The sequence below is a fragment of the Actinoplanes sp. URMC 104 genome, assembly GCF_051386375.1.
Classification (GTDB): domain Bacteria; phylum Actinomycetota; class Actinomycetes; order Mycobacteriales; family Micromonosporaceae; genus Actinoplanes.
In genome coordinates, this window is sequence record NZ_JBPQTO010000002.1 from 1,973,557 (window position 1) to 2,000,324 (window position 26,768).

General features: G+C 71.6%; 20 protein-coding genes and 1 pseudogene. 9 read left to right on the plus strand and 12 right to left on the minus strand.

Annotated elements, in window-relative coordinates; translation table 11 throughout:
- Positions 1-45: 45 nt before the first annotated feature.
- From pstB to ACSNN8_RS10335, 6 genes are all read right to left on the minus strand, one after another.
- A complete protein-coding gene (pstB, locus tag ACSNN8_RS10310) occupies positions 46-822 on the minus strand; it encodes a phosphate ABC transporter ATP-binding protein PstB (RefSeq protein WP_436648428.1) in 777 nt (258 codons plus the stop codon).
- A gap of 11 nt (positions 823-833) precedes the next feature.
- Entirely contained in the window at positions 834-1,919 is a 1,086-nt protein-coding gene (pstA, locus tag ACSNN8_RS10315; RefSeq protein WP_436648429.1) for a phosphate ABC transporter permease PstA, read from the minus strand.
- A complete protein-coding gene (pstC, locus tag ACSNN8_RS10320; protein ID WP_436648430.1) occupies positions 1,916-2,989 on the minus strand; it encodes a phosphate ABC transporter permease subunit PstC in 1,074 nt (357 codons plus the stop codon). The genes pstA and pstC overlap by 4 nt, the downstream gene beginning before the upstream one ends.
- A 56-nt stretch (positions 2,990-3,045) precedes the next feature.
- Complete coding sequence (pstS, locus tag ACSNN8_RS10325; RefSeq protein WP_436649496.1) at positions 3,046-4,143, minus strand: phosphate ABC transporter substrate-binding protein PstS; 1,098 nt, start codon at positions 4,141-4,143, stop codon at positions 3,046-3,048.
- 281 nt (positions 4,144-4,424) lie between these two features.
- The gene (mshD, locus tag ACSNN8_RS10330; protein ID WP_436648431.1) at positions 4,425-5,306 is read right to left on the minus strand and encodes a mycothiol synthase; all 882 of its coding nucleotides are present in this window, start codon (positions 5,304-5,306) and stop codon (positions 4,425-4,427) included.
- Between the two features lie 9 nt (positions 5,307-5,315).
- Positions 5,316-6,038: a winged helix-turn-helix transcriptional regulator gene (locus tag ACSNN8_RS10335; protein WP_249999523.1), complete on the minus strand. Its 723-nt coding sequence runs from the start codon at positions 6,036-6,038 to the stop codon at positions 5,316-5,318.
- A gap of 269 nt (positions 6,039-6,307) precedes the next feature.
- Between ACSNN8_RS10335 and ACSNN8_RS10340 the strand changes: the two genes are divergently transcribed.
- The 5 genes from ACSNN8_RS10340 (at position 6,308) to ACSNN8_RS10360 (ending at position 9,656) form a co-directional block, all read left to right on the plus strand.
- Entirely contained in the window at positions 6,308-7,297 is a 990-nt protein-coding gene (locus ACSNN8_RS10340) for a hypothetical protein (protein ID WP_436648432.1), read from the plus strand.
- Positions 7,298-7,366: 69 nt separating this feature from the next.
- Positions 7,367-8,161 (plus strand): LmeA family phospholipid-binding protein, encoded by a 795-nt coding sequence (locus tag ACSNN8_RS10345; RefSeq protein ID WP_436648433.1) that lies wholly within the window; start codon positions 7,367-7,369, stop codon positions 8,159-8,161.
- A 69-nt stretch (positions 8,162-8,230) separates the two neighbouring features.
- Entirely contained in the window at positions 8,231-8,308 is a 78-nt protein-coding gene (locus ACSNN8_RS10350) for an Ms5788A family Cys-rich leader peptide (protein WP_317620705.1), read from the plus strand.
- Positions 8,309-8,475: 167 nt separating this feature from the next.
- Entirely contained in the window at positions 8,476-9,324 is an 849-nt protein-coding gene (locus tag ACSNN8_RS10355; protein ID WP_436648434.1) for a sulfurtransferase, read from the plus strand.
- 5 nt (positions 9,325-9,329) lie between these two features.
- Positions 9,330-9,656, plus strand: coding sequence for a DUF1416 domain-containing protein (locus tag ACSNN8_RS10360; RefSeq protein ID WP_436648435.1), 327 nt, complete (start codon positions 9,330-9,332; stop codon positions 9,654-9,656).
- Positions 9,657-9,692: 36 nt separating this feature from the next.
- Here the strand turns inward: ACSNN8_RS10360 and ACSNN8_RS10365 are convergent, their stop codons facing one another.
- Positions 9,693-10,307: a maleylpyruvate isomerase N-terminal domain-containing protein gene (locus ACSNN8_RS10365; RefSeq protein WP_436648436.1), complete on the minus strand. Its 615-nt coding sequence runs from the start codon at positions 10,305-10,307 to the stop codon at positions 9,693-9,695.
- A gap of 51 nt (positions 10,308-10,358) precedes the next feature.
- Positions 10,359-11,612 (minus strand): AI-2E family transporter, encoded by a 1,254-nt coding sequence (locus tag ACSNN8_RS10370; RefSeq protein ID WP_436648437.1) that lies wholly within the window; start codon positions 11,610-11,612, stop codon positions 10,359-10,361.
- Between the two features lie 150 nt (positions 11,613-11,762).
- Here ACSNN8_RS10370 and ACSNN8_RS10375 point away from each other — a divergent pair, with 150 nt between their 5' ends.
- Together ACSNN8_RS10375 and ACSNN8_RS10380 are read left to right on the plus strand one after the other, a co-directional pair.
- Positions 11,763-12,059 carry a GroES family chaperonin gene (locus ACSNN8_RS10375; RefSeq protein WP_436649498.1) on the plus strand — a complete coding sequence of 99 codons (297 nt, stop codon included), beginning with the start codon at positions 11,763-11,765 and terminating at the stop codon, positions 12,057-12,059.
- A gap of 55 nt (positions 12,060-12,114) precedes the next feature.
- Positions 12,115-13,845: pseudogene (locus tag ACSNN8_RS10380) on the plus strand (PrsW family glutamic-type intramembrane protease); the annotation flags it as partial.
- Positions 13,846-14,444: 599 nt separating this feature from the next.
- Here ACSNN8_RS10380 and ACSNN8_RS10385 read toward each other — a convergent pair.
- Positions 14,445-15,644: an FUSC family protein gene (locus ACSNN8_RS10385; RefSeq protein WP_436648438.1), complete on the minus strand. Its 1,200-nt coding sequence runs from the start codon at positions 15,642-15,644 to the stop codon at positions 14,445-14,447.
- 1,036 nt (positions 15,645-16,680) lie between these two features.
- On the opposite strand from ACSNN8_RS10385, the gene ACSNN8_RS10390 reads away from it, so the two are divergent.
- Complete coding sequence (locus tag ACSNN8_RS10390) at positions 16,681-17,319, plus strand: HD domain-containing protein (protein ID WP_436648439.1); 639 nt, start codon at positions 16,681-16,683, stop codon at positions 17,317-17,319.
- On the opposite strand, the gene ACSNN8_RS10395 is transcribed toward ACSNN8_RS10390, so the two are convergent.
- Both ACSNN8_RS10395 and ACSNN8_RS10400 read right to left on the minus strand, forming a co-directional pair.
- A complete protein-coding gene (locus tag ACSNN8_RS10395) occupies positions 17,210-17,563 on the minus strand; it encodes a DUF4031 domain-containing protein (RefSeq protein ID WP_436648440.1) in 354 nt (117 codons plus the stop codon). The genes ACSNN8_RS10390 and ACSNN8_RS10395 overlap by 110 nt on opposite strands.
- A complete protein-coding gene (locus ACSNN8_RS10400) occupies positions 17,560-19,359 on the minus strand; it encodes a glycerol-3-phosphate dehydrogenase/oxidase (RefSeq protein WP_436648441.1) in 1,800 nt (599 codons plus the stop codon). Before ACSNN8_RS10400 ends, ACSNN8_RS10395 begins: the two co-directional genes overlap by 4 nt.
- Before the next feature lie 140 nt (positions 19,360-19,499).
- Here ACSNN8_RS10400 and ACSNN8_RS10405 point away from each other — a divergent pair, with 140 nt between their 5' ends.
- Positions 19,500-24,881 carry an Ig-like domain-containing protein gene (locus ACSNN8_RS10405; RefSeq protein ID WP_436648442.1) on the plus strand — a complete coding sequence of 1,794 codons (5,382 nt, stop codon included), beginning with the start codon at positions 19,500-19,502 and terminating at the stop codon, positions 24,879-24,881.
- Between the two features lie 60 nt (positions 24,882-24,941).
- On the opposite strand, the gene groL is transcribed toward ACSNN8_RS10405, so the two are convergent.
- A complete protein-coding gene (gene groL / locus ACSNN8_RS10410; RefSeq protein WP_436648443.1) occupies positions 24,942-26,564 on the minus strand; it encodes a chaperonin GroEL in 1,623 nt (540 codons plus the stop codon).
- Positions 26,565-26,768 lie beyond the last annotated feature (204 nt).

Genomic DNA, 26,768 nt, shown 5'->3' on the forward strand with positions numbered 1-26,768 from the left:
TGGGCCCCGGAAAGGGTTGTCCACAGGTGACGTGCGGGACAGTTCCTAGCCGAAGCGACCGGTGATGTAGTCCTCGGTCTTCTTCTGGGTCGGGTTGCTGAAGATCTTCTGGGTGTCGTCGTACTCGATGAGCCGGCCGGGGTCCCCGGTCTTGTCGATCGAGAAGAAGCCGGTCTTGTCGCTCACGCGGGCGGCCTGCTGCATGTTGTGCGTGACGATGATGATCGTGAAGCGGTCCTTCAGCTTGAACATCAGGTCCTCGATCGCCAGCGTCGAGATCGGGTCGAGCGCCGAGCAGGGCTCGTCCATGAGCACGACCTGCGGCTCGACCGCGATGGTGCGGGCGATGCAGAGACGCTGCTGCTGACCGCCGGAGAGGCCGGCGCCGGGCCGGTTGAGGCGGTCCTTGACCTCGTTCCACAGGTTCGCCGACTTGAGCGACTGCTCGGCGGCGTCGTCGAGCAGCGACTTCTTCTTGACGCCGTTGAGCTTGAGGCCGGCGACCACGTTCTCGTAGATCGACATCGTCGGGAACGGGTTGGGCCGCTGGAAGACCATGCCGATCATGCGGCGGACGGCCGTCACATCCACGTCGGGGTCGTAGATGTTCTGGTCGTCGATCGTGAGCGCGCCCTCGATGCGGGCGCCCGGCAGCACCTCGTGCATGCGGTTGATCGACCGCAGGAACGTGGACTTGCCGCAGCCCGAAGGGCCGATCAGGGCCGTGATCGTCTTGGGCTCGACGGTCATCGACACGCTGTCGATCGCCTTGAACGAGCCGTAGTAGGAGGAGACGTTGCTCGCCTCGATGCGCTTGGCCATGGGGTTACCTCTTAACGGGACAGACGGTTGCGGCGGGCGAGCAGCTTGGCGGCGACCGTCAGGACGAGCACGATCGCGACCAGGGTGAGCGCGGCCGTCCAGGCCCGCGCCGGCGCGTACCTCGAGGCGTCGCCGGCCTGCTGGTACACGAAGAGCGACAGCGACTGCTGGCCACCCGCGAACGGGTCGAAGTTGATCGCCGCGGCGCCACCGGCGACCAGCAGCACCGGCGCGGTCTCGCCGGCCGCGCGGGCGACGGCGAGCATGACGCCGGTGACGATGCCGGGCAGGGCGGTGGGCAGGACGACCTTGAGGATCGTCTTCCATTGCGGTACGCCGAGGGCGTACGCGCCCTCCCGCAGCGGCCCCGGCACCAGGCGCAGCATCTCCTCGGTGGAACGCACGATCGTCGGCAGCATGAGCACCGTCAGCGCCAGCGAGGCGGCAAATCCGGAGAACCGCGGCGTCCCGTTGTTGAACCACGGGCTGACGATCAGCACCCAGAACGACAGGATGAACAGACCGGCGACGATGGACGGAATGCCGGTCATGACGTCGACGAAGAAGCGCACGGTCATGGCGAACTTGCCCCGGCCGTACTCGACCAGGTAGATCGCGCCGAGCACGCCGAGCGGCACGGCCATCAGCGTGGCGATGCCGACCTGCTCCAGGGTGCCGATGATGGCGTGGTACGCGCCGCCCTCGGGGTCCCGGGCGCCGATGTTGTTCATCGACGTGCCGAAGAAGTTGCCGTCGAGCCGCCCGGCGCCCTTGGAGATCAGCGTCCACACCACCGAGGCGAGCGGCAGGATCGCCAGCACGCAGGCGGAGTAGATGAGCGCCTTCCACATGCGGTCGCGCGCGGCCCGCCGGCCCTCGATGCGGCCGGCCACGACCTGCAGGCCGACCAGGTAGAGGACGGCGCCGAGCACGACGACCAGCACCCAGTTGCCGATGCCGAACCCGAGCACCACCGCGGCCGCGACGACCAGGCCGGCCACCGCGATGCCGATATTGGCCGCCACGGGCAGGCGCTTGGAGCGAATGTTGTCCGGCGTCATGACGACACCGGCAGCCTCACGGTCAAGAAGTGTCATGCCGCACTGTCCCGGAACTCGCGCCGACGGTAGATGATCGCCCGCGCCGCCATGTTGACCACCAGGGTGATCGCGAAGAGGACGAGACCCGAGGCGATCAGCGCGCCGCGGCCGGTCTCGTTGGCCTCGCCGAAGGCGTTGGCGATGTTGGCGGCGATCGAGTTGCCGCCGTTCTCGATGACGTTGAACGAGATGTTGAAGACGATGCCCAGCGTCAGCGCCAGGGCGATCGTCTCGCCGAGCGCGCGGCCGAGGCCGAGCATCACCGCGGCGATGACACCCGGCTTGCCGTACGGCAGGACGGCGGTCCGCACCATCTCCCACCTGGTGGCGCCCAGCGCGAGCGCGGCCTCCTCGTTCATGCCCGGGGTCTGCTGGAAGACCTCACGGGACAGCGAGGTGACGATCGGCAGCACCATGATCGCCAGCACCAGGCTGCCGAGCAGCACCGAGCGGCCGAACGGGCCGTCGCCGCCGAAGATCGGGATCCAGCTGAAGTACTCGTTGAGCCACCCGGAGAAGTTGCGCACCGGCTCCATGAAGACGTCGCGGCCCCAGAGGCCGAACACGACGCTGGGCACCGCGGCGAGCAGGTCGATCACGAAACCCAGCGGGGTGGCCAGCCGCTTGGGCGCGTAGTGCGAGAGGAACAGCGCGATGCCGAGCGCGATCGGCACGGCGACGAGCAACGCGATGATCGAGGTCAGCACGGTGCCGAAGGCCAGGACCGCGATGCCGAACTTCGGCTCGGTCTCGTTCGGGAACCACTGCTTGTAGGTCAGGAAGTTCTCGGTGTCGGCGTTGATCGCCGGCACGGCCTTGGAGATCAGGAAGACCGCGATGGCGACGATGATGACCAGCACCATCGCGCCCGCCGCCACGGAGAGGCCCTTGAAGCCGGCCTCCATCCCGAAACGGGTCTTCCTGGGCAGGGCGCCCCCGCCGCCGCCGAATGGGGGTTCTTCGTAGCTACCCGGGGAAACGCCGGTGCCGGCGGCCCGGGCGTGACTCGTGGTCACACCCGGGTCGCCGGCGGTGGCGTTCTCCGAGCGGGAGGGGTAGTCACCCATCTGCTCGCTCGCTGTCGTCTCGGAGGGATGCGTCGGATCAGAAGATCGGCGTCAGATCAGGAGATCGAGGCGACCGCGGTCGCGACCTTGGCCCGGATGGTCTCCGGCAGCGGGGCGTAGCCCAGCTCGCTCAGCGCGTCCTGGCCCTCGGTGCTGGAGGTGTAGGTGAGGAAGTTCTTCAGCGAGGCCGCCTTCGTGGAGCCCTTGCTGCAGACGATCTCGTAGGTGACCAGGACGATCGGGTACGCGCCGGCGGTCTTGGCCTGGTAGTCGATGCTCAGCTTGAGGTCGTTGCCGGTGCCCGTGATCTTGGCGCCCTCGATGCCCTTGCCGGCGCTGTCGCCGTTGAGCTCGGTGTACTCGCCCGCGCCGTTCTTGATCTTGGCCTTCTGCAGGTCGTTGTTCTCGGCGTACGAGAGCTCGACGTACGAGATGGCGCCCTGGGTGCCCTTGACCGCGGTGGCCACGCCGTCGGACTTCGCCGCGCCGGTGCCGCCCTTGGCCTTCCAGGCCTTGGCGTTGCCGTAGGTCCAGTCGGACTCGGCGGTCTTGCTCAGGTACTTGGTGAAGTTGTCGGTCGTGCCCGACTCGTCCGAGCGGTGCACGGCGGTGATCGGGCTGTCCGGCAGCTTGGCGCCGCTGTTCTGCGCCGCGATCGCCGGGTCGTTCCACTTGGTGATCTTGCTGTCGAAGATCTTCGCGAGGGTCGGGGCGTCGAGCTGCAGCCCGTCGACTCCCTCGAGGTTGTAGACCACGGAGATCGGGCCGACGACCATCGGGAGGTTGAGCGCGGAGCCACCGGCGCACTTGGCGTCGGCCTGCGGCTGCTCCTCCTCCTTGAGGGCGGAGTCGGAACCCGCGAAGTCGGCGGTGCCCGCGATGAACGCCTGGATGCCGGCGCCCGAGGCGGTGCCCTGGTAGTCAACCTTCGCGTCAGCACACTTGCTCTGGTACGACTTGATCCACTCGTCCATGGCGTTCTTCTGCGCCGACGAACCCTGAGCAGTCAGGCTGCCGGCGACGCAGTCGCCGGTGCCGGCCGACGAGCCGCCCGCGGACGTCGACGGCTCGTTGTCCGAGCCACATGCGGCGAGCGCGAGCGTCGCCGTCAAAGCAATGCCGGCTGCCAGGTAACCGGACCGCTGGAGCTTCACAATTTTCCCTTCGGTGGTGTGCACGCCGGCTTCCGCACCGGCACCACCGAAGCTAGGGACGACAGGTAGCCGGTTAACCGGGCCCAAATGAACGCGCAGTGAACACGTGAACGCCCGAAAATGGCCTTCCCCTGAGGGCGAGTTGTCCGTTGCGTGAACCGAGGGACAGAAGACCGTAATGTCGGGTAATGGGGCCGACATTTCCGGCCCTGGAACGTCCTCTTGTCCGGCTTGTTGCTCGTGTGACCGCGCCCGGTGTGGCGCCCGCCACCCTGAGCAAATTATGGCCGCAGGTAGTTGATGTCCGTCTTGTAAACGGCGAAGCCCAGCCGGCGGTAGAGCGCGACGGCGGCGGAGTTCGACTCGTCGACGTAGAGGTTCGCCACGGTCAGGCCCTGATCGGCGAGGTGGCGCAGGCCGGCGACGCTCAGCGCGGCGCCCAGCCCGCGGCGGTGGCCGGCCGGGTCGACGCCCAGCACGTAGATCTCGCCGATCGCCGGGTCGGCGCCGGCGGCGGGATGCACCTTGGTCCAGTGGAAGCCCAGCACGGTGTCCTGAACGTCGACCGCGAGCAGGAAGCCGGCCGGGTCGAACCACGGCTCGGCCTCGCGCAGCTGCAGGTCGTCGAGCGTCCAGCGGCCCTGCTCGGGGTGGTGCGCGAACGCGCGGGAGTTGACGCCCAGCCAGGCCTGCTCGTCGGCGCCGGGACGGAAGGCGCGCACCGTCACGCCGGCCGGCAGCGGGATGTCGGGCAGGGGCTCGGTCAGCGAGCGGCGCATCTGCCACAGGACCCGTACGCGCTCGAAGCCGTTCTTCTCGGCGAACGCGCGGGCGCCGGCCTCGTCACCGTGCGCCCAGAAGCGGAGCGGCCCGGCCCCCGCGGCCGCGAGCAGGGCGGTGCCGTGCCCCCGGCGGCGCTGGTCGGGGTGCACGACCAGCTCGCCGGAGCCGTCGCGCTCGAGGAACGCGTATCCGGCCAGGCGGTCGCCGGCGAAGGAGAGCAGATGCGTGTGCGCGGCCGGGGAGCCCCCGCCGCGCACACGCAGCACCACGTCCTCGGACAGCGGGTAGACGCCGTCGGCCGCCTCCGCGGCAGTGGCCAACGCGAGCACGTCGGCCGCCTCGGCGGCACTCAACCGGTCGACAGACCTGACGGACGTCATGCCGGCACGCTAGACCGGCAGCGAGACGGGCTCGTTGTCAGGGAGCTGGCGGCCGGAGGGCGGGGTCACGAACTTGTAGCCCACCTGGCGCACCGTGCCGATCATCGACTCGTACTCCGAGCCGAGCTTGGCGCGCAGCCGGCGCACGTGCACGTCGACCGTGCGCGTGCCGCCGAAGTAGTCGTAGCCCCAGACCTCGCGCAGCAGCTGGTCGCGGGTGAAGACCCGGCCCGGGTGCTGGGCGAGGAACTTCAGCAGCTCGAACTCCTTGTAGGTCAGGTCGAGCGGGCGGCCCTTGAGCTTGGCCGCGTAGGTGTCGGGGTCGATGTTGAGCTCGCCCGCGCGGATCGAGCCGCCGGCGCCGGCGGTCGCGTTGCTCAGGCGTCCGACGGCCAGCCGCAGCCGGGCCTCGACCTCGGCCGGACCGGCGCTGGCCAGGATGACGTCGTCGACACCCCAGTCGGCGTTGAGGGCGATCAGGCCCGCCTCGGTGACGACCGCCATGAGCGGGACACCGATGCCGGTGGCGTGCAGCATGCGGCACGTGGCGCGGGCCTCGGAGAGCTCGGAGCGGGCGTCCACCAGCACGGCGTCGGGGCTGGGCCCGGACACCAGGGTGCGGACGTCGCGGGGCGCGGTGCGTACGGAGTGGGGAAGCAGATCCAGCGCGGGCAGCACAGCGGATGGCTCACCGGCACGTGCCGTCACCAACAGAAGGATTTCCACACTCACCTCCGTCCTTGCGGCTCGGGGCCGCTCGGGTGACTCGATGGCGTCACTCTCGGTGTCCGCCATCGGCGGACAGGTCCCGGCGTCACCGACGGGTGGGCTGGGATTACCTTAACCGATGCATCCTCGGCGACGCCTCGATCATTTGACTGAGTGATGTAGTGAACGCCCTTCCGGGCTACGTTTGGCAGTTTCGTAACAAGGCTTTAACGAGCGGCCGGCGAATTGGGCGGAGCGCCGGGTTCTGGCACGATCGCAGGGTGTTCCCCTCGATGCCGCAGGACGATGCCTGGGACGCCGACGTCTCGCGTGAGATCGCGAGGGGCGGCGGCAAGCGGCCGGCCGCGGGCCTGACGGACGAGACCGGGCCCGAGAGCCGCCGCGCGGACGAGCCCGACGACGCCGACGGCGAGGAGCTCGACGAGGTCGAGGTCGTACCCGTGCGCCCGCAGCTGTCGCTGGCCATCGCCGGGTTCGCCGGGCTGCTGGCGGTCGGCCTGGTGCTGGGAGCGCTGACCTCGGCGCCCGACTCCCGGTGGCCGTACGCCGTGGTGCTCTTCGGGGTGCAGTTGCTCTACCTGCTCGCGTGGGTGATGGCGCTCAACCCACCGGCCGCGAGTGTCACCGCGGGCGTGGCAGTCGTGGTCGCGCTCGTCGCCGACCATCAGGGCGTCACCCGTACGCCCCCGGGTCTGCTGCCCCTGCTCTGGCTGACGGCGGGCGGCTTCGTGGTCGCGCTGGCCGGTCAGCTGATCGTCACCCGCAGCCGCCGGCGCGTCATCGACTCGTGGCGCACCACGCTCGCGCTCGTGGCGGGCGTGGCGGCGTACTCGATCCCGATCGTGCTGACCCGTCAGGAGAGCGGCACGCAGACCGTGACCGTCTGCGCCGCAGCGGCCGGCGTGGCGCTCGTGGTGGCCCGGGCCGCCGACGCGGTCCTGCCCAAGCCCCGGCTCGCCGCCCAGGTGCCCCGCGGCGCGGCCGGGATCGTGCTCGGCGCGATGCTCGGCACGCTGGCGGCGGCCGCCATGGGCAGTGTGCTCGTGCTGCCGTTCACGCCGGCCAAGGGAGCGGTCATCGGCCTGACCGCGGTCGTGGCCGCGCACCTGATCGACCTGGCCGTGAACTTCGGGCAGGCGGACCGCCGGCTGGCCGGGGACGCGCCGACATTCTGGCTGGCCCGGCACATGCAGGGGCCGCTGGGCGCTTTCGCCCTGGTCGCCCCCGCCGCGTACGCCTTGAGCCACTGGTTCCTGCGATAGCCGTTTCGCCGGGCCCTGGATCCGGGCATGTACGGTTCTCCGAGCACATCTGGCTCGTCAGGAGGATCGGTGAGCGGCGAGGTCTACGGCACGCAGCGGCCGCGCAAGAAGCGGTGGGGGCGGCGTCTGCTCATCACCCTGCTGGTCTTCCTGATCCTGCTGGCGGCCGTGCTGGTGGCGCTCGACCGGTTCGCCGTCGGCTACGCCGAGCGCATGATCGGCGACCGGGTCTCCGAGCAGATCGCCGACCAGCGGGCGACCAGCGAGAAACCCGACGTCACGATCGAGGGCATCCCGTTCCTGACCCAGGTGGCCCGGGGCCGCTACCAGGACATCCGCATCCAGCTGACCAACCTGTCGGGGCCGGCCGGCAACAACCGTACGGTCCGGGTCGCCGACCTCGACGTGCACGCGCTCGACGTCGACGCGCCGATCGACACGATCCGCAGCGGCACCGGCGACATCGTCGCGCAGACCGTCACGGGGACGGGCACCATCGACTACCCGCAGCTCGCCGAGCTGATCGGCCAGCCCGGTCTCAAGCTCGCCGAGCAGAACGGCAAGCTGATCGGCAGCGCGCCGCTGCAGGCGCTGGGGCAGACCTTCAACGTCTCGGGCGCGGCCACCGTCGCCGTCCGGGGAGGCGTCGTGCAGGTGCGGTTCTCCGACGTCACCGCCGAGGGCCTGCCGAACGTGCCGCTGATCCGCACGCTGATCGACTCGTACGTCCAGCGGCTCTCCGTCGACCTGCGGGTCCCCGAGCTGCCGCTCAAGCTCGCCGTGCAGAAGGTCGAGCCGACGCCGCAGGGCCTGCGGTTCACCGCCGGCGCCGACGACGTGGCGCTCAACGCGGGCGGCCTGTGACGCCTCCCATGGTCCCGGATCGTGGTCGGTGCTGTTACCGATACGTGAACCGCTGATAGGGTCGCTTCCATGAGCCCGTTGCTCACGAAAAGGCGTGCGGTCGACCTGTGCCGCATGGCCGCCTGCCTGTGTCGCCCTGTCCTCTGACGGGGCCACCTGTGCTGTGAGCAAGGTCCAGCTCTTCCCGCCGGCATCGAGGCCGGTTCGTGGCGCCGTCGCACGACAGCCCTTACCACTGGGTTACGCGCGCGGTACGACACAGAACCCCGTGCGCTGACTCACCCCCATCTCTCACCGAATCAGGGAGTGAACCGATGAGTCGCGACACCGCACTCGTCTCGGCCGACTGGGCCGAGCAGAACCTCAACACCCCCGGCCTGGTCTTCGTCGAGGTCGACGAGGACACCACCGCCTACGACGGCGGCCACATCCCGGGCGCCATCAAGCTCGACTGGAAGAAGGACCTGCAGGACCCGGTCCGCCGCGACTTCGTCAACCAGGAGCAGTTCTCGGCCCTGCTGTCCGAGCGCGGCATCTCCAACGACGACACCGTGATCCTCTACGGCGGCAACAACAACTGGTTCGCGGCGTACGCGTACTGGTACTTCAAGCTGTACGGCCACGAGCAGGTCCGCCTGATCGACGGAGGCCGCAAGAAGTGGGAGCTCGACGCCCGCCCGTACACCAAGGACGTGCCGGTCCGCGCGAAGACCAACTACCAGGCCAAGGCGCCCGACCTGTCGATCCGCGCGTTCCGCGACGAGGTCGTCGAGGCCATCGGCGTCAAGAACCTGGTCGACGTGCGCAGCCCCGACGAGTTCGCCGGCCGGCTGCTCGCCCCGGCGCACCTGCCGCAGGAGCAGTCGCAGCGCGGCGGGCACATCCCGACCGCGATCAGCGTGCCGTGGAGCAAGGCGGCCAACGAGGACGGCACCTTCAAGTCCGACGACGAGCTGCGCAAGATCTACGGCGAGGCCGGCCTGGACGGCAGCAAGGACACCATCGCGTACTGCCGCATCGGCGAGCGCTCCTCGCACACGTGGTTCGTGCTGCGCGAGATCCTCGGCCAGCAGAACGTGAAGAACTACGACGGCTCGTGGACCGAGTACGGCTCGCTCATCGGTGTGCCGATCGCGCTCGGCGACGAGCCCGGAAAGGCGTGAGAACGATGACCTCTCCGAACATCGCGGCCGGCTGCGCTGCCCCCGACCAGTCGGCGCCCATTCCCGCGAGCGTCGACCTCAACCGCGAGACCGTGCTCACCGGCATCGTGCAGGCCGACGGCCAGCCCGTGGGCGGCGCCTACGTGCGGCTGCTCGACTCGTCCGGCGAGTTCACCGCCGAGGTGGTCTCGTCGCCCGAGGGCGTGTTCCGCTTCTTCGCCGCTCCCGGCTCGTGGACGCTGCGCGCCCTGAGCCGGAGCGGCAACGGCGAGGCCGTCGTCGACGCCACGGTCGGCGTCAACGAGGTCGCGCTGAGCGTTTCGCCTGCCTGACCCACGCTTGTTGGTTCACCCGGGAGCCCGCGCCGATCAGCGCGGGCTCCCGTCCCATTTCCACGTGGTCAACCGCGGCCGGCCGGGCAGCTCGAGGCGGCCGGTGCACCACAGCAGCGCCGTCCACGGGTCGGTGTCGCCCGGCGCGTCGGGGAAGAGCCGGGCCAGCGCGCGGGCGCACAGGTCGGCCGGCGGCGTCCAGTCGAGCTTCAGGCCGGCGGCCAGGTCGTGCATGTGGACCAGCACCTCGACGACGCCCATCGCGGCGAACCCGCTCGGATCGGACGCGCCGTAGCTGTGGAACGACATCCGCTCGGGCGGGGCGACGGCGACCATCGCGGCGAGCAGCCCGCCGGAGGACTCCAGAACCCGGAGCAGGCCGTCGGGGCCGTCCGCGCGGTCGACGAAGACGGTCAGACCGGGCCCACCCTCGCGGCGGTGCTGCCAGCCGTACGGGACGTTGGTCGTCAGCGACGGCTCGGTCAGGCTCAACTGGGCCGCGTACGTGAACAGGTCGTCCGCCACGTGCTCGACGGTTTCCCAGCAGGTCCAGGTCAGGTCGCCGGCCGGCGCCTCCCAGTCCCGATCGGTGGCGGCCGTCAACGTCGCGGCGGCCAAGTGCACGGCATGCGTCACATCGTCAGAGTTCATTGAATGACTTGTAGGCGAGGCGCACGTCGTTGCCAACCGAATTAGGCCCGCTCACGTGCCTCCGCCGGTGACCACCACCGCGGTCGGCGGCACCTCGGGGCGGCGGCGGGTCAGCCGGCGCACGCCGGTGTTGAGGACGGCGATCAGCGGTACGGCGATCAGCGCGCCGATGATGCCGGCCAGCACCACGCCCGAGGCGATGCCGACGATCACGGCGAGCGGGTGGATCGCGACCGCCCGGCCCATGATCAGCGGCTGGAGCACGTGGCCCTCGAGCTGCTGCACCAGGATCACCGCGCCGAGCACGACCAGCGAGATCACCCAGCCCTTGTCGACCAGCGCCACCAGCACGGCCACCGCGCCCGAGACGCCCGCCCCGACGATCGGGATGAACGCGCCCAGGAACACCAGCGCGGCCAGCGGGAACGGGAACGGGATGTCCAGGATCACCAGGGCGATGCCGATGCCCACCGCGTCGATGAAGGCGACCAGCACGGTGGCCCGCACGTAGGCACCGAGCGTGGCCCACGAGGCGTCGCCGGCGTCGGCGAGCGACCACCGCGCGTTCACCGGGAACAGCCGCACGACGAAACGCCAGATCTTGCGGCCGTCGCGCAGGAAGAAGAACGTCGAGAACAGCACGAGCAGCATGCCGGTCAGCACCTCGGCGACCGTCGCCGCGGTCGAGATGCCGGTCGAGGTGAGCGACGCGGTGTTCGCGTTGATCCACGCCTGCGCGTTGTCGATGGCCTGGTTGACCTGGTCGTCCGAGAGGTGCAGCGGGCCGGTCTTGGCCCACTCCTGGATCGTCCGCACACCGGCCGTCGCGCCCTGGGTGAGCTGGGGCAGCCCGTTCACGAACTGGGTGATCACCAGGGTGAGCGTGCCGGCGACCGCGGCCAGCCCGCAGATCAGCACGAGGAACGTGGCCAGCGACGGCGGCAGGCGCAGGCGGCGCAGCCAGCCCACCGCCGGGGCGAGCAGGGCCGAGAGCAGCAGCGAGATCGAGAGCGGGATGACCACCACGCTGATCACGCCGATGAAGCGCAGCAGCGCCCAGCCGACCAGGCCCACGACGATCAGCCGCCAGCCCCAGGCCGCGGCGATCCGCAGCGAGTGCGGCACCTCCGCGTCGTCCCGGCTGCTCGTCGAGTGGTGCACGTCGTCGGGCTCGGGCGGCGGCAGGACGAACTCGACCTCGTTGTCCGACTCGGTGGCGGTGTCCTCGCGCGCGTGGCGCACGGATTCGCGCCCCGACTCGTACGCCCTCCGGAGGTTGTCCCGGACTCGCTGCAAGCGGCTCACCCGCCGTACCTCCCTGTCCGTCGCGCTACGCCGATAACAACCTAGTGGCCCGGCGCTCCCCGCCGGGCCGCGGCTCGCGAGGGCGGGACACGGGCGTACCGTCTGCTCGTGAGCACCGACACCCGAACCGAGAGCGGACTGCCGATCCGCATGCTGCACGACCGCGTGCTCGTCCGGCAGGACGGCGGCGAAGGCGAGCGGCGGTCGTCGGCCGGCATCGTCATCCCGGCGACCGCGTCGATGGGTCGCCGGCTCTCGTGGGCGACCGCCGTGGGCGTCGGGCCGAACGTGCGCTCGATCGTCGTGGGCGACCGGGTGCTGTTCGACCCCGACGACCGCTCCGAGGTCGAACTGCACGGCCGCGAGTACGTGCTGCTCCGCGAGCGCGACGTGCACGCGGTCGCGGCCAGCCGGGTCGAATCCGACGGCACCGGGCTCTACCTCTAGTCCGTCCCGGCCGCCTCGGGCAGCCGGTCGCCGATCGGGTGACTACGCTGGCTGCATGGCCGACGTTTCGCCGGGCGGAACGCCCGACCAGGCTGCCCCGTCCTCGCCCGCTCCCGTGTCGTCACCCGCCCCGGAGTCCCCGGTCGCGGTCGCGGTCCCGGCTCCCGAGGGCGCGCGGCGCACCGGCTGGCGGCGCTGGCTGCCGATCGCCGGCGTGGTCTCGTTCCTGCTGGCCGGCGCGATCGGCATGCTGCTGTTCCTCGGCGTGGACATCGGCGTCACCGGCCTGGTCGTCGGTGTCACCGCCGCCGTCGTGCCGGTCCCGCTGCTGGTGGCCAGCTTCCTGTGGCTCGACCGCTACGAGCCCGAGCCGATCCGCTACCTGGCGTTCTGCTTCGCCTGGGGCGCCGCGATCGCCACCGCCGTCGCGCTGGTCGTCAACACCGGCGCGGCCGTGCTCTTCGAGAAGATCGGCCTGCCCGACGCGCTTGTCGCGGTCCTCGTGGCGCCCTTCATCGAGGAGCTCATGAAGGCCGCAGGCCCGCTGCTGCTGTTCTGGCGGCGCCGCTCCGAGTGGTCGGGCATCACCGACGGCATCGTCTACTGCGGCCTGTCCGCGCTCGGCTTCGCCATGGTCGAGAACATCCTCTACCTGGGCAAACACGGCTACGCGACGGGCGTCGAGGAGTTCGGCCCGGCCACCGGCCTGCAGAACCTGTTCGCCATCTTCATCGTCCGGATCCTGTTCACCGGCTTCGCCCACCCGCTGTTCTCGTCGATGACCGGCATCGGCCTGGGCATCGCGGCCCGCTCCGGCGACCGCCGCGTCCGCTGGCTGGCCCCCATCGGCGGCCTGCTGCTCGCGATGATCCTGCACGGCACGTTCAACCTGCTGCCGACGCTCTCGGTCAACCTGTCCCAGCCCCTGATCATGCTGTACGGCTACCTGGGCTTCATGGTCCCGCTGTTCTTCGCCGTCGTCGGCTTCGCGATCGCGCTGCGCAGCTGGGAGGGCCGCCTCACCGAGCGGGTGCTGCCCCACTACGTCAGCGCCGGCTGGTTCTCCCCACCCGAGGTCGCCGCGCTCGGCAGCCTGGGCCGCCGCTACTCGGCCCGCCAGTGGGCCAAGCGGGTCGCCGGCACGGGCGGCCAGAAGGCGATGAAGGGCTTCCAGTTCGCCTCCACCCAGCTGGCCCTGCTCCGCGACGGCATGAACCGGGGGTTGGACCGCAAGCCCGCCGACGTCGACCGGGCCGCCGCCGAGGAGAAGCGGCTGCTCAACGAGATCCTCCAATACAGGGCCGTCTTCACCGCCAAGGACCCGCAGTCGCCGCAGGCCTTCTGGGACGGTCGCAACTATCAGATCGCCTTCCCCGACGGGGTAACCCGCACCGTGCCGCCGCCCGCGGAGCCGGTGGTGCCCCTGCCGGTGCGGGTGCCTGCCTACGCCTACGGGGGTGGGGGGCCGGCCTATCCCGGCGCCTCTTACGGCGGTTTCCCGGGGGGCTCGCCGTACGGTCCCCCCTTGAGCGCGCCGCCCTACGGCAGCCAATCGGGTCCTCTGCCCAATGGCGGCCAGCCAGACGCTCTTTCTTGGGGCACCCCGCCGAGCGCGCCGCCCTACGCCACCCAGCCCTACGGCAGCCAGCCAAGTGCGCCGCCCTACGGCGCCCAGCCAGGGGCCCCGCTCTACGGCAGCCAGCCGACTGCCCAGCCCTACGGCTTCCAGCCAAGCGCGCCGCCCTATGGCGGTCAGCCGGCCGCTCCCCCTTACGGCACCCAGCCGAGCGCGCCGCCCTACGGCACCCAGCCGGGTTCCCCCCTCCACGGCAGCCAGCCGACTGCCCAGCCCTACGGCTCCCTGCCGAGCGCGCCGCCCAACGGGGGTCAGCCAGCGACTCCGCCTTATGGCGCGCAGCCGAGCGCGCCTCCCTATGGCGGCCACCCCTACGCCACCCCGGCCGGCTCCTACGGCGGCGTTGCGCCGACGTATCCGGCCCAGCCCGGTTACCCGAGTCAGCCTGGTTCTTCTGCGCAGCCCAGTTATCCAGCCCAGCCCGGTTATCCAGCCCACCCTGGCTATCCGGCCCAGCCTGGTTATCCGGCCCAGCCTGGTTATCCGGCCCAGCCGAACTACTGGTCTCAGCCCGGCCACTCGACCCACCCTGGCAACCCGGTTCAGCCCAGCCATCCGGCCCAGGCGCCGCAGCCCTCCGACGGCGCTCAGCCCGCCGGATCCCCCGGCAGCCCATCCGGCGACGGCCACCACCCCGCTCCCGGCTATCCCACGCCACCGCCGTTCGCGCCGCCGCCGCCCGCTGACCCCACCCCGAACACCGGCAGCGACGACCGTCCGGCGCCCCCGCAGGCGTCCGCAACCGAGGGTTAGGCCGGAGGCCGCCCCAACGCCGAGCGCGACGTGGGTTTTCGACGCCCGGCGCGGGCCCGACCGTGCCAGCCGACCGCCCGCCGAACCTGGCGCGGCGCCTCGGCGTAGTCCACGCCGCTGGCCCGCAGCAGGTCCGTAGCCGCCGTGCGCACCTGAGCGACGATCACCCCGCCCGAGAAGCCCACCCCTTCGTCGTACGCCCTCCCGCACTCCCCCGCCGCCCGCAGCGCCCTTTCCCGGGCGGCAACCGGCTCGACGCCCTTGGCCCACTCCTGCCGCAACAGGTCCACGGCGTCGCCCAGCAGCCCCACAGAGGCCGCCAGCACCTCCGGGATCGGCTCGTCGTCGCCCAGTGCCGTGTCGGCCCGGCGGATCATGACGCGGCAGTTCCTGAGGGCGTACGTCACGTGGTCCGCCCCGTCGACGTAAAGCCCGAGCGCACCCCGGCTCCGCCAGCGGGCCGGCGCCAGGGCCACGTTCTCGCGGGCGGCGGTGACGGACGACGAGAACGCGGCGAACGTTCCCTCCGCGGCCCGCAGCTGGGCCAGCGCCTCCTGGATCGTGCCGCGGCTGCGTTCGGTCAGGCCCGCGCTGACCTGATGCAGGCCGTCCGCCAGCGCGCGCAGGGCCGGATCGGCCGCTCGCCGCACCACGCTGAGCGGGTTGAGCGGCAGCAACACGGTCATCACCGCCAGCCCGACGCCGCCGCCGACCAGCGCGTCGAAGAACCGGGTCCACGGCAAACCGGTGGCCGAGGTTAGCGTCGCGACGAGCACCGCCGAGGACGCCGACTGCACGACCAGCGGCGTACCTCCACCGACCGCCGTCGCCACCAGCACCGCGAGCAGCACGATCAGCCCGATCTGCCACGGCCCGCTGCCGATCAGCAGGATGATCGCGTCGCCGAGCCCGATGCCGATCGCGACACCCAGCACCAGCTCGGCCGTGCGACGCACCCGCTGCCCGACCGACGACGCCAGCGTGATCACGGCCGCGATCGGCGCGAAGAACGGACTCGGCCGGCCGATCACATCGTGCGCGAGGAACCACGCCAGGCCCGCCGCCACTCCCGCCTGCAACGCCAGCGCCAGCCCGTAGCGCGTACGCCGCAGCCCGGCCCGGATCCCCGCGCGCGACCGACTCGTCGCCCGGGTCATCGCCCGCGCGAACCGTCCCTGCTGCGCGGCCTCGCTCATGCCCTAGAACCCTAGATCCTCCACCCCGACTCCGCGCAGATCCGCCCCGGCGCCTGTGGATGGGGCCGCTTTGTGGATAACTCCTCCACCGCTCCCCGGCCGCATAGGCTCGCCTCGCCTCGCCTCGCCTCGCCCCGTCCCTGGGTGGGCGGGGGAGGCGGTGGCCCACCGAGGAACGATCATCGCGCGGGCTGGTTGATCGAGGTCGGCGGGGAACGACTCGCGGGTCCGGTCTTGTACGGGCATCCGGTGGCTGAACGAAACCGCGGGCTGCCGGCCTTGTGGGGTCTGCTCGCCGTCGCGTCCGCGGGCCACCTGGGCCCGAGCCATGCGGGCGGCAGCGGCATGGACAGGGGACGTGGACGCGCACGGGAGCACGAGGCGGGACCGGGACGCGAGGCTGGAATGGGCGGGACGGAAGGGCGCGGGCGAGGGGCACGCGGGCGACACCGCGTGGGCGGTGCGCCCGGGCGAAGGCGCGAGGGCGAGGGGCAAAGGCGCGAGCGCGAGGGCAAGGCGAGGGCGCGAGGGCAACGCGAGGGCGCGAGGGCAACGCGAGGGCGCGAGGGCAACGCGAGGGCGCGAGGGCAACGCGAGGGCGCGAAGGCAACGCGAGGGCGCGAGCGCGAGGGCAAAGGGAGGGCGCGGGCGCGAGGGCGAGGGCGCGGGGGCGCGAGGGCGAGGGTGCGGGGGCGCGAGGGCGAGGGCGCGGGGGGCGCGAGGGCGAGGCCGAGGGGGCGGGCGCGAGGGCGAGGCCGAGGGGGCGGGGCGCGGCGGCGAGGCCGAGGGGCCGGGGGGCCGGGGCGCGGGGGGCCAGGCCGAGGGGGCGGGGTGCGGCGGGGCGAGGCCGAGGGGGCGGGGGCGCGAGCGCGAGACGGCAACTCAGGAGAGAGTCGGCGGCGAAGAGACCCCCGCGAAGACCGACCAGAAGCCGAACGCGAGGCAAAAGACCAAACCACGCCGACGAAGGGCTGAGCAGCGGCACTCAAACACCGGCCCCCGCGGGCCGCGGAAGGGCTGATGTCAGGATTGCGGCGTGGAGAAGCTTGTCAAGGACTTCCAGCAGGCGGCACGGGCGGCAGGGGCCACGGCTCAGGACGGCGACCTCGAAGCCGCCGCAGGTTATCTGCTGAGCAAGTGGTCGGAGCCGCAGCGGGAGTATCACACGGTGGCGCATCTGGGGGCCGTCCTCGAGGTGGTCGACCGGTTCGCGAACCTGGCGCCGCACCCGGAGAGGGTGCGGCTGGCGGCCTGGATGCACGACGCGGTCTACGATCCGCGGGCGCTGGGGGACGCGAACGAGCGGGACAGCGCCGAGTTCGCCGAGGGGCTGCTGCAGACGCTGGGGGTGCCGGACGCGACGGCCGCGGAGGTGGCTCGGCTGGTCGGCCTCACGGCGGGGCACGCGACGGGTGAGGACGACCCGGACGGGGAGCTGCTCTGCGACGCGGACCTGGCGGTTCTGGCGGGCGACGACGAGGCGTACGCGCAGTACACCGCGGCCATCCGGCGGGAGTATGCGCACGTGCCGGACGACGATTTCCGGGCCGGCCGGGCGCAGGTGCTCAAGGCGCTGCTGGAGCTGCCGTCGATCTATCGTCTGCAGCCGCTGCGGGAGCAGTGGGAGCAGCGGGCGCGCGCGAACCTGGAGCGCGAGCTGCGTGGAGGTGCTTAGGCCGGCGCAGACCGGACGCGCGCAGGCGGGCGGCCAGGTCGCGGGAGGGCAGCAGCGTCGCGCCGAGCCAGAGCGCGCTGCGGAAGCGGTGCGCCGGGATGTCGTAGTGGTCCCGGTCGAACGCCCGCCGCGGCGCGCCCAGCATCTCGGCGAAGACGTGCAGTTCGGCGTACGACAGGTCGCTGACCAGGTGCGACCAGAGGTGCCCGCGGGCGGGCCACAGCGGCTCGTCGACGAGGATCAAGGCGTGGTGAGCGGCAGGTCGACCCCGCGGTCGCGGGCGTAGCCGCGCACGTCCGGCGCGCCCAGGCGCGCGGCGTCGGCGGCCAGGTCGTCGGGCATGGTCTGCGACTGCCGTTCGGCGGCCACCCGGGCCAGGTAGTGCTCGACCTCGCGCTCGCGCTGCGCCTTGTCCCAGCCGAGCGCGTCGCCCATCACCTCGGCGGCGTGGGCGGCCGACTCCGTGCCGCGGTGCGCCGTCTCGATCGAGATCCGGGTGCGCCGGGTCAGCACGTCGTCGAGGTGCAGGGCGCCTTCGGCGAGGGCCGCGTACGCCACCTCGGCCGCAAGGTATTCCGGGGCGCCCGCGAGCGGGGCCGCGAGGGCCGGGTCCGTCTTCATCATCGCCAGCAGGTGCACGGTCAGGGTGCCGTACCGCTCCAGCAGGTGTTCCACCACGCCGGTGGTGACGCCGTGGCGCCGGGCCGTGTCCTGCCGGTCGCGCCAGGCGGCCGCGTAGCCGTCGGCGCCCAGCAGCGGAAGCTGGTCGGTGCGGGAGGGTCTGGTGGGGCCGCCGAGCCGCCGGACCGCCTGGTCGATCACGTCGGCGGCCATCACGCGGTAGGTGGTGTATTTGCCGCCCGCGACCAGCAGCAGCCCGAGCATCGGCTCGACCACCGCGTGTTCGCGGGACAGCTTGGACGTCGAGTCGGCCTCGCCGGAGAGCAGCGGCCGCAGCCCGGCGTAGACGCCCTCGATGTCGTCGGTGGTCAGCGGCCGGTCGAGCACCGTGTTGACCTGGTCGAGCAGGTATCGGATGTCGCGCGCGGAGGCGGCCGGGTGTGACCGGTCGAGCTTCCAGTCGGTGTCGGTGGTGCCGATGATCCAGTGGCCGCCCCACGGGATGACGAACAGCACCGAGGTGGGCGTGCGCAGGATGAGCCCGGCCTCGCCGGTGATCGCCGAGCGCGGCACCACGAGGTGGACGCCCTTGGAGGCGCGGACCTTGAACCCGGGGCGTACGCCGACGTCGCGCAGCATCTGCGACATGTCGTCGCTCCACACGCCGGTGGCGGCGACGACCGTACGGGCCCGGACCTCGAACTCGGGTGCGTCGGGCGCCTCGAGGTCGCGCACGCGCACGCCGACGACCTCGCGGGCCTCGCGCACGAAGCCGACCACGCGGGCGCTGGTGACCACGGCCGCGCCCAGGCTTGCCGCCGTACGGGCCAGGTCGACCACCAGGCGGGCGTCGTCCACCTGACCGTCGTAGTAGCGGATCGCCCCGCTCACCGCCTCGGCGCGCAGGCTCGGGAACAGGTGGCGGGCGCCGTCGCGGGTGAGGTGGCGGTGCAGCGGCATGCCGCGGCCGGGGCCGAAGATGCCGGCGAACACGTCGTAGGCGGCCACCCCGAGCCCGTAGTACGCCCGGCGGGCCACGCGGACGGCAGGGTTGCCGGCGGGCAGCGGAACCAGGATCGGCACGGGGCGTACGAGGTGGGGCGCCAGCCGGGTGGAGAGCAGCCCGCGCTCGGTCAGCGCCTCGTGCACCAGGTGCAGCTCGAGCTGTTCGAGGTAGCGCAGCCCACCGTGGATCAGCTTGCTGGACCGGCTGGACGTGCCGGCCGCGAGGTCGCGGGCCTCGACCAGCGCCACCTTGAGCCCGCGGGAGGCCGCGTCGAGGGCCGCGCCGGCGCCGGTGACGCCGCCACCGACCACGAGCACGTCGAACTGCTCGTCGCGCAGGCGCCGCAGATCGGCCACCCGCCGGATCGGGGAGAGCCGGCCGGCCGCGTAACGGGAGACGGAGGGATCGCGCACGTGTCCCACGTTAGCGCTCGCGGGCGCACCCGAAGCCACTCCCCGCTGCAACCGTCCGGCACTCTGCCGTCCCTAGCGTCGATCCTTGACCCTCACCGCCGGAGTGAGGGCTCGCCGCCCTAGAGACGACGGGGATCTGCATGCATCGAGCCGTTCTGCGGTCCAAGGCTTACCGGACGCTGGTCCTGGTGGTCGTGGCCACGGTCGCCCTCACGGCGACGATCACGATCCTGGGCAACAGGGCGGACGCGGCCATCATCAAGGATTTCATCTCCCGTTTCTCGGCGAACGTCAACGGTTCGATCGTGCTGCGCGGCAACACCAACATGGTGTGCCCGGCCGCCGCGGCCGGCTGCGTCGACGGCCAGAACGGCGTCAGCAGCGGCGACCTCGGCACGCTGAACAACAACAACTACGTCATGGAGTACGCGAACGCGGACAACGACCCGTCCACCTTCAACGACAGCACCACGACTCTCGCCCTGCCGGCCGGCAGCAAGGTGCTGTTCGCGGGCCTGTACTGGAGCGCCGACACGTCGCTGGGCAGCGGCGGCGCGGCGGCGCGGACAGCCGCCGACAAGAACAAGGTCAAGTTTCGTACGCCCGTCGCCGCCTGGACCCCGGTGACCGCCTCGACCGTGTTCGAGAACGGCACGAACGCGGCCTACCAGGGCTTCGCCGACGTGACCGCGCTGGTCTCGGGCGCCGGCAACGGCGTTTACAGCGTGGCCGACATCCAGGCCGGCACCGGCAAGGACCGGTACGCCGGCTGGGCGCTCGCGATCGCGTACCAGAACGCCGCCGAGCCGATGCACAGCCTGCGCGTCTTCGACGGCTTCGGCGTGGTGAGCAGCAGCGACACCAGCGTGGCCATCCCGGTCGACGGGTTCAAGACCCCGCAGAACGGCACGGTCGGCGCCACCATCGGCACGGTCGTCTACGAGGGCGACCTCGGCCTGACCGGCGACACCCTCATGCTCGACAACCAGCAGATGTCCGACGCCGTGAACCCGGGCACCAACTTCTTCAACAGCACCGTCAGCGAGGCCGGCCGGCTGCTCAACAGCGGCCGGGCGCCGGCGAACAAGAACTTGATGGGCGTCGACATCGATCAGTTCGACGCGAGCGGCAAGCTGACCAACAACGCGACGAGCGCGAAGCTGACGCTCACGACCGGCGGCGAGACCTTCTACCCCGGCGTGGTCACCTTCACCACCGACTTGTTCGCTCCCAACGTCGTCTCCACGGTCGACGCGACGGACGTGAACCACGGCGACCTGCTGCCCGGCGACGAGATCGAGTACACGGTCGAGGTTGAGAACATCGGCACCGACACCGCGATCAACAACGTCGTGACCGACGCCATCCCGACGCACACCACTTACGTCCCCGGCTCGCTCAAGATCGGTTCCGCCGGCCGGACCGACACGGTCGGCGACGACACCGCGCAGTTCGCCGACGGCAAAGTGACCTTCGGAGTCGGCTCGTCGTCCAACGGCACGGCGGGCGGCACGCTGGGCCCGAACGCCTCGACGACCGTCACCTTCCGCGTCAAGATCGACACGGACGCCCCGGCCGGCTACACGATCACCAACGTGGCCGGCACCGCGTACAACGCCCAGTTCACCGGCATGGCCGTCACCGGCGTGCCGGCGAGCAAGGACCTGATCGTCAAGCAGCCGCACGCCGACCTGGCGGCCGCGGTCACCGTCTCGCCCGGCGACGTGCAGCGCCCCGCCCTGCCGGCCGGCGTCACCTACACCGTCGTGGTCACCAACAACGGCACCGACCTGGAGCCGGCCGCCGAGGCGGAGCTGACCCTGCCGACCGGCGTCACCCCGGGCACGCTGCCCTCGGGCTGCTCGTACACGGCCCCGGTGGTCACCTGCCCGGCGGGCGCGCTGCTCGCCGGCACCCAGGCCACGTTCGTCGTCCCCGCGACCGTGGGCTCGGGCGCGGCCACCGGCACGGTCGCCACCGTGAAGGTCTCGGGCGTCGGCGCGGACGCGGTCGCGACCAACGACACCGCCTCGGCCCCGCTGCGCGTCAATGTCGCCCCGGTGGCCGTCCCGGACACCGCGGACACCACCAACGGCGTCACCGCGCACATCGACGTCCGCCGCAACGACACCGACTCGGACAACGACACGCTGACCGTCACGCTGGGCGCGGCGCCCTCGCACGGGCACGCGGTCGTCGAGGCGGACGGCACGGTCTCCTACACGCCCGACCTGGGCTGGACCGGCGACGACACGTTCAGCTACGCCGTCGCCGACGGCCACGGCGGCACCGACACCGCGGGCGTGGTCGTCACCACGGCGAACGCGCTGCCGGTCGTGATCGACGACTCCCGCTCCACCGCGTCGGGCGCCGCGATCGACATCCGGGTGCTGGACAACGACTCGGACCCGAACGGCGACACGATCCACGTCGCCTCGGTGACGCAGCCGCAGTCCGGCGCGGGCTCGGTCACGCTCAACGGCGATGTCGTGACCTACGCGCCCGCCGCCGCCTTCACCGGCACCGCGACCTTCTCGTACGTCGTCGAGGACAGCCTGCACGGGCGCAGCACCGGCCAGGTGGAGGTCGTCGTCGGCAACGCCGCGCCGCACGCGGCGGACGACCGGGCCGACGTGGCGTACCACGACAGTGCCGACATCGACGTGCTCGCCAACGACACCGACGCCAACGGACGCAGCACGCTCAGCGTCCGGTCGGTCGGCACGCCGAGCGCCGGCACGGCCACGATCTCGGGCGGCAAGATCACGTACCAGGCGCCGGTCGGTTTCTCCGGCGACGCCACCTTCACCTACGTGGTCACCGACGGCACCGACACGGACACCGCGACCGTCACCGTGACGGTCGCGAACGCGGCGCCCACCGCGGCCGACCAGTCCGTGCACACGGCGGCCAACACCGCCGTACGCGTCGACGCGCTGCTCGGCGCGAGCGACCCGAACATCCGCGACACGCTGCGGGTCGTCGGGTTCACCGACCCGCCGAACGGCAGCCTGGCCGACAACAACGACGGCACGCTGACCTACACCCCCGACCGGGGCTGGTCAGGCCCCGACAGCTTCACGTTCACGGTCGGTGACGGCCACGGCGGCACGGACACCAAGACCGTCACCGTGCAGGTCACCAACGGGGTGCCGGTCGCCGGCACCGACGCGGTCACCGTCCCGGCGGGCGTCGACACCGTCGTCGACGTGCTGGCGAACGACAGCGACCCGGACAACGACCACCTGACCGTCACCGTCGACGTCGCGCCCGCCCACGGCGTCGCCGCGGTCGGCGCCGACGGCAAGGTCACCTACCGGCCCACCGCCGGCTACGTCGGCCCCGACTCGTTCCACTACACCGTCGACGACGGCAACCGCGGCACCGCGGGCGCCACCGTCACGCTCGGCGTCGTCAACACCGCGCCGGAGGCCCGCGACGACGCGGTCGTCACCGACGCGGACACCGCCGTGACGATCACGCCGCTGACCAACGACACCGACCTGAACGGCGACGCGCTGACGGTCACCGCGATCACGGCGCCCGGCCACGGCACCGCCCAGCTCGCCACCGACGGCACGGTCACGTACACCCCGAACGCGGGCTTCGAGAGCAGCGACACCTTCACGTACTCGATCCGCGACGCCCACGGGCTCACCGCCTCGGCGCTGATCACGGTCACCGTGCGCAACGCCGCGCCGATCGCGGTCGACGACCGGTTCGTGGTCCGCCCCGGCGCCACCACCAAGCTGGACCTGCTCGCCAACGACCGCGACCCCAACACCGGCCAGACGCTGCGGATCTCCTCGTTCGGCTCGCCCGGCAAGGGCACGCTGACGCGCAACGCGGACGGCACGGTCGGCTACCGCCCGAACGCCCTCACCGAGGGCACGGACACGTTCGAGTACGTGGTCACCGACGACCTGGGCGCCACCGACACCGGCCGCGTCACGATCGTCATCGACGCGCTGCCGACCGCGACCTCGGACACCGCCACGGCCGCGGCCGCCACGGCCGTCGACATCGCGGTCACCGCCAACGACGTCGACCCCGAGCACGGCGCGCTGACGCTGGTCTCCGCCGGCGCTCCGCAGCACGGCACCGCCACCGTGGTGGACGGCAAGGTCCGCTACACCCCGGCGGCCGGGTTCAGCGGCACCGACACCTTCACCTACGAGGTGCGCGACGCCGCCGGCAACACCACGACCGGCACGGTCACCGTGACCGTCGCCAACGCCGCTCCCGTGGCCGCCGACGACGCGACCGCGGTGCTCGCGGGCAAGCACGTCGACCTGGACGTGCTGACCAACGACACCGAGTCCAACACCGGCCAGACGCTGACCGTCACCGCGGTGGGCACGCCGGCGCACGGCACGGCCATGATCGTGGACGGCCGGATCCGGTACACGGCGTCGCCCGACTACGCCGGCGCCGACACCTTCACGTACACCGTCGGCGACGGCCACGGCGGCACCGCCCAGGCGACGGTCACCGTGACCGTCAGCAACGGCGCGGCGGTGGCCGTGCCCGACGAGCGGACCACGCCGTACCAGCAGCCGGTGACCGTTCCGGTGCTCGGCAACGACCTGGACCCGGACCGCACGCTGGCGCTCACCAGCGTCACCGCGCCGGACCACGGCACCGCCGCGATCGTCGGCGGCAAGGTGAAGTACACGCCGCCGGCGGGCTTCACCGGCGTGGCGAAGTTCAGCTACACGGCCACCGACGGCGACGGCAACCACGTCACGACCAACGTGACGATCACCGTGGGCGCCCCGCCCGTGGTGCCGAACCAGTCGCTGCACGCCAAGCCGGGCAAGGCCCTGCGGGTCGTGCTACCCACCACCGACCAGCACGGCACGCCGGTGACGGTCCGCGCGATCGGCACGCCGAAGCACGGCACGGCCAAGCTCAACGCCGACGGCACGGTCACGTACGTGGCGGCGATGGGCTTCAGCGGCACGGACAGCTTCACGTACTCCGCCGCCGACGCGGACGGCAACGTCGCCGAGGGCACGATCACGATCAAGGTGGCCGGCACGAACACCAAGCCGGTCGCCAAGAACGACGCCGTCTCGGTGGACGCCGGCGGCTCGGTGGTCATCGCGCCGCTGGGGAACGACACGGACGCCAACACCGACGCACTCGGGGTCGTGACGATCGGCAAGCCGCGGCACGGCACGGCGGTGCTCAACAAGGACGGCACGGTCACGTACGCGCCGTTCCAGCACTACGCCGGCGGCCTGGACTCGTTCGTCTACACGATCAGCGACGGCCACGGTGGCACCGCCACCGCGATCGTCGCCGTCACCGTCAACGCCGCCGCGGCCGGGGACAACGACGGCACCGGCATCATCAAGCTGCCGAAGACCGGTATGGACCTCATCGCCGTGGTGGTCGCGGGTGGCATCGCCGTCCTGGTCGGCGGGTTCCTGCTGATGGCGGGCGGTGACCGGCTCGGGCTGGCCGTGCCGACGCCGGCGGGCGCCGGCCGGCACCGGCCCGGACGCCACCGGGGCTAGGCAGCGGAAAAGGGCGGGTCGCCGAGGCGACCCGCCCTTCTCGTGTTGCTACGACTGGACTCAGAAGTCCATGTCACCGCCGCCCGGGGCGCCGGCCGGGGCCGGGGTCTTCTCGGGCTTGTCGGCCACGACGGCCTCGGTGGTGAGGAACAGCGCGGCGATCGACGCGGCGTTCTGCAGCGCCGAGCGGGTGACCTTGGCCGGGTCGATGATGCCCGCGGCCAGCAGGTCGACGTACTCGCCGGTCGCGGCGTTGAGGCCGTGACCCGCGTCGAGGTTGCGCACCTTCTCGACCACGACGCCGCCCTCGAGGCCGGCGTTCACGGCGATCTGACGCAGCGGGGCGTCGAGCGCGACCTTGACGATGTTGGCGCCGGTGGCCTCGTCGCCCACCAGGTCCAGCTTGTCGAACGCGGTCTTGCCGGCCTGCACCAGGGCGACACCACCACCGGGCACGATGCCCTCCTCGACGGCCGCCTTCGCGTTGCGAACGGCGTCCTCGATGCGGTGCTTGCGCTCCTTGAGCTCGACCTCGGTGGCCGCGCCGACCTTGATGACCGCAACGCCGCCGGCCAGCTTGGCCAGGCGCTCCTGCAGCTTCTCGCGGTCGTAGTCGGAGTCCGACTTCTCGATCTCGGCACGGATCTGGTTGACCCGGCCCTGGATCTGCTCGGCGTTGCCGGCACCGTCGACGATGGTGGTCTCGTCCTTGGTGATGACGACCTTGCGGGCCTGGCCCAGCAGGCTCAGGTCGGCGTTCTCCAGCTTGAGGCCGACCTCCTCGCTGATGACCGCGCCACCGGTGAGGATGGCGATGTCCTCGAGCATGGCCTTGCGACGGTCACCGAAGCCGGGGGCCTTGACGGCGACCGACTTGAAGGTGCCGCGGACCTTGTTGACGACCAGGGTGGCCAGGGCCTCGCCCTCGACGTCCTCGGCGATGATGACCAGCGGCTTGCCGCCCTGCATGACCTTCTCCAGCACGGGGAGGAGGTCCTTGACCGCGGAGATCTTGCTGTTTGCGATCAGGATGTAGGGGTCGTCGAAGACGGCCTCCATGCGCTCGGCGTCGGTCATGAAGTACGCCGACACGAAGCCCTTGTCGAAGCGCATGCCCTCGGTGAGCTCGAGCTCGAGGCCGAAGGTGTTGCTCTCCTCGACGGTGATGACGCCTTCCTTGCCGACCTTGTCCATGGCCTCGGCGATGATCTCGCCGACCGTGGAGTCACCGGCGGAGATGGAGGCGGTCGAAGCGATCTGCTCCTTGGTCTCCACGTCCTTGGAGAGCTGCTGAAGGCCCTCGGAGACGCTCGCCACGGCGGCCTCGATGCCCCGCTTGAGGGCCATCGGGTTCGCGCCCGCGGCGACGTTGCGCAGGCCCTCACGGACCAGCGCCTGGGCGAGGACGGTCGCCGTCGTCGTGCCGTCACCGGCGACGTCGTCGGTCTTCTTCGCGACCTCCTTGACCAGCTCGGCGCCGATCTTCTCGTAGGAGTCCTCGAGCTCGATCTCCTTGGCGATCGACACACCATCGTTGGTGATGGTGGGCGCGCCCCACTTCTTCTCGAGCACGACGTTGCGGCCCTTGGGGCCGAGCGTCACCTTGACGGCGTCGGCGAGCTGGTTCATGCCCCGCTCGAGGCCGCGACGAGCTTCCTCGTCGAATGCGATGATCTTGGCCATACGGCTGTGTCCTCCTGGACAGTCGAGGTGCGTGGCCCGTGGCCGCGCCCCTCCGCACGTTTGCGGAACTCTGCGGACGTCACCACCTGGCGATGTGACGTCCTCAGGCCGAGCCGGATAGCCCGCGACGACCGGCCCCGTGCCCCGGCGCCGATGGCGGCGCCGCGACCGGAACCCCACCGTCCCGACCTGCTTGGCACTCAG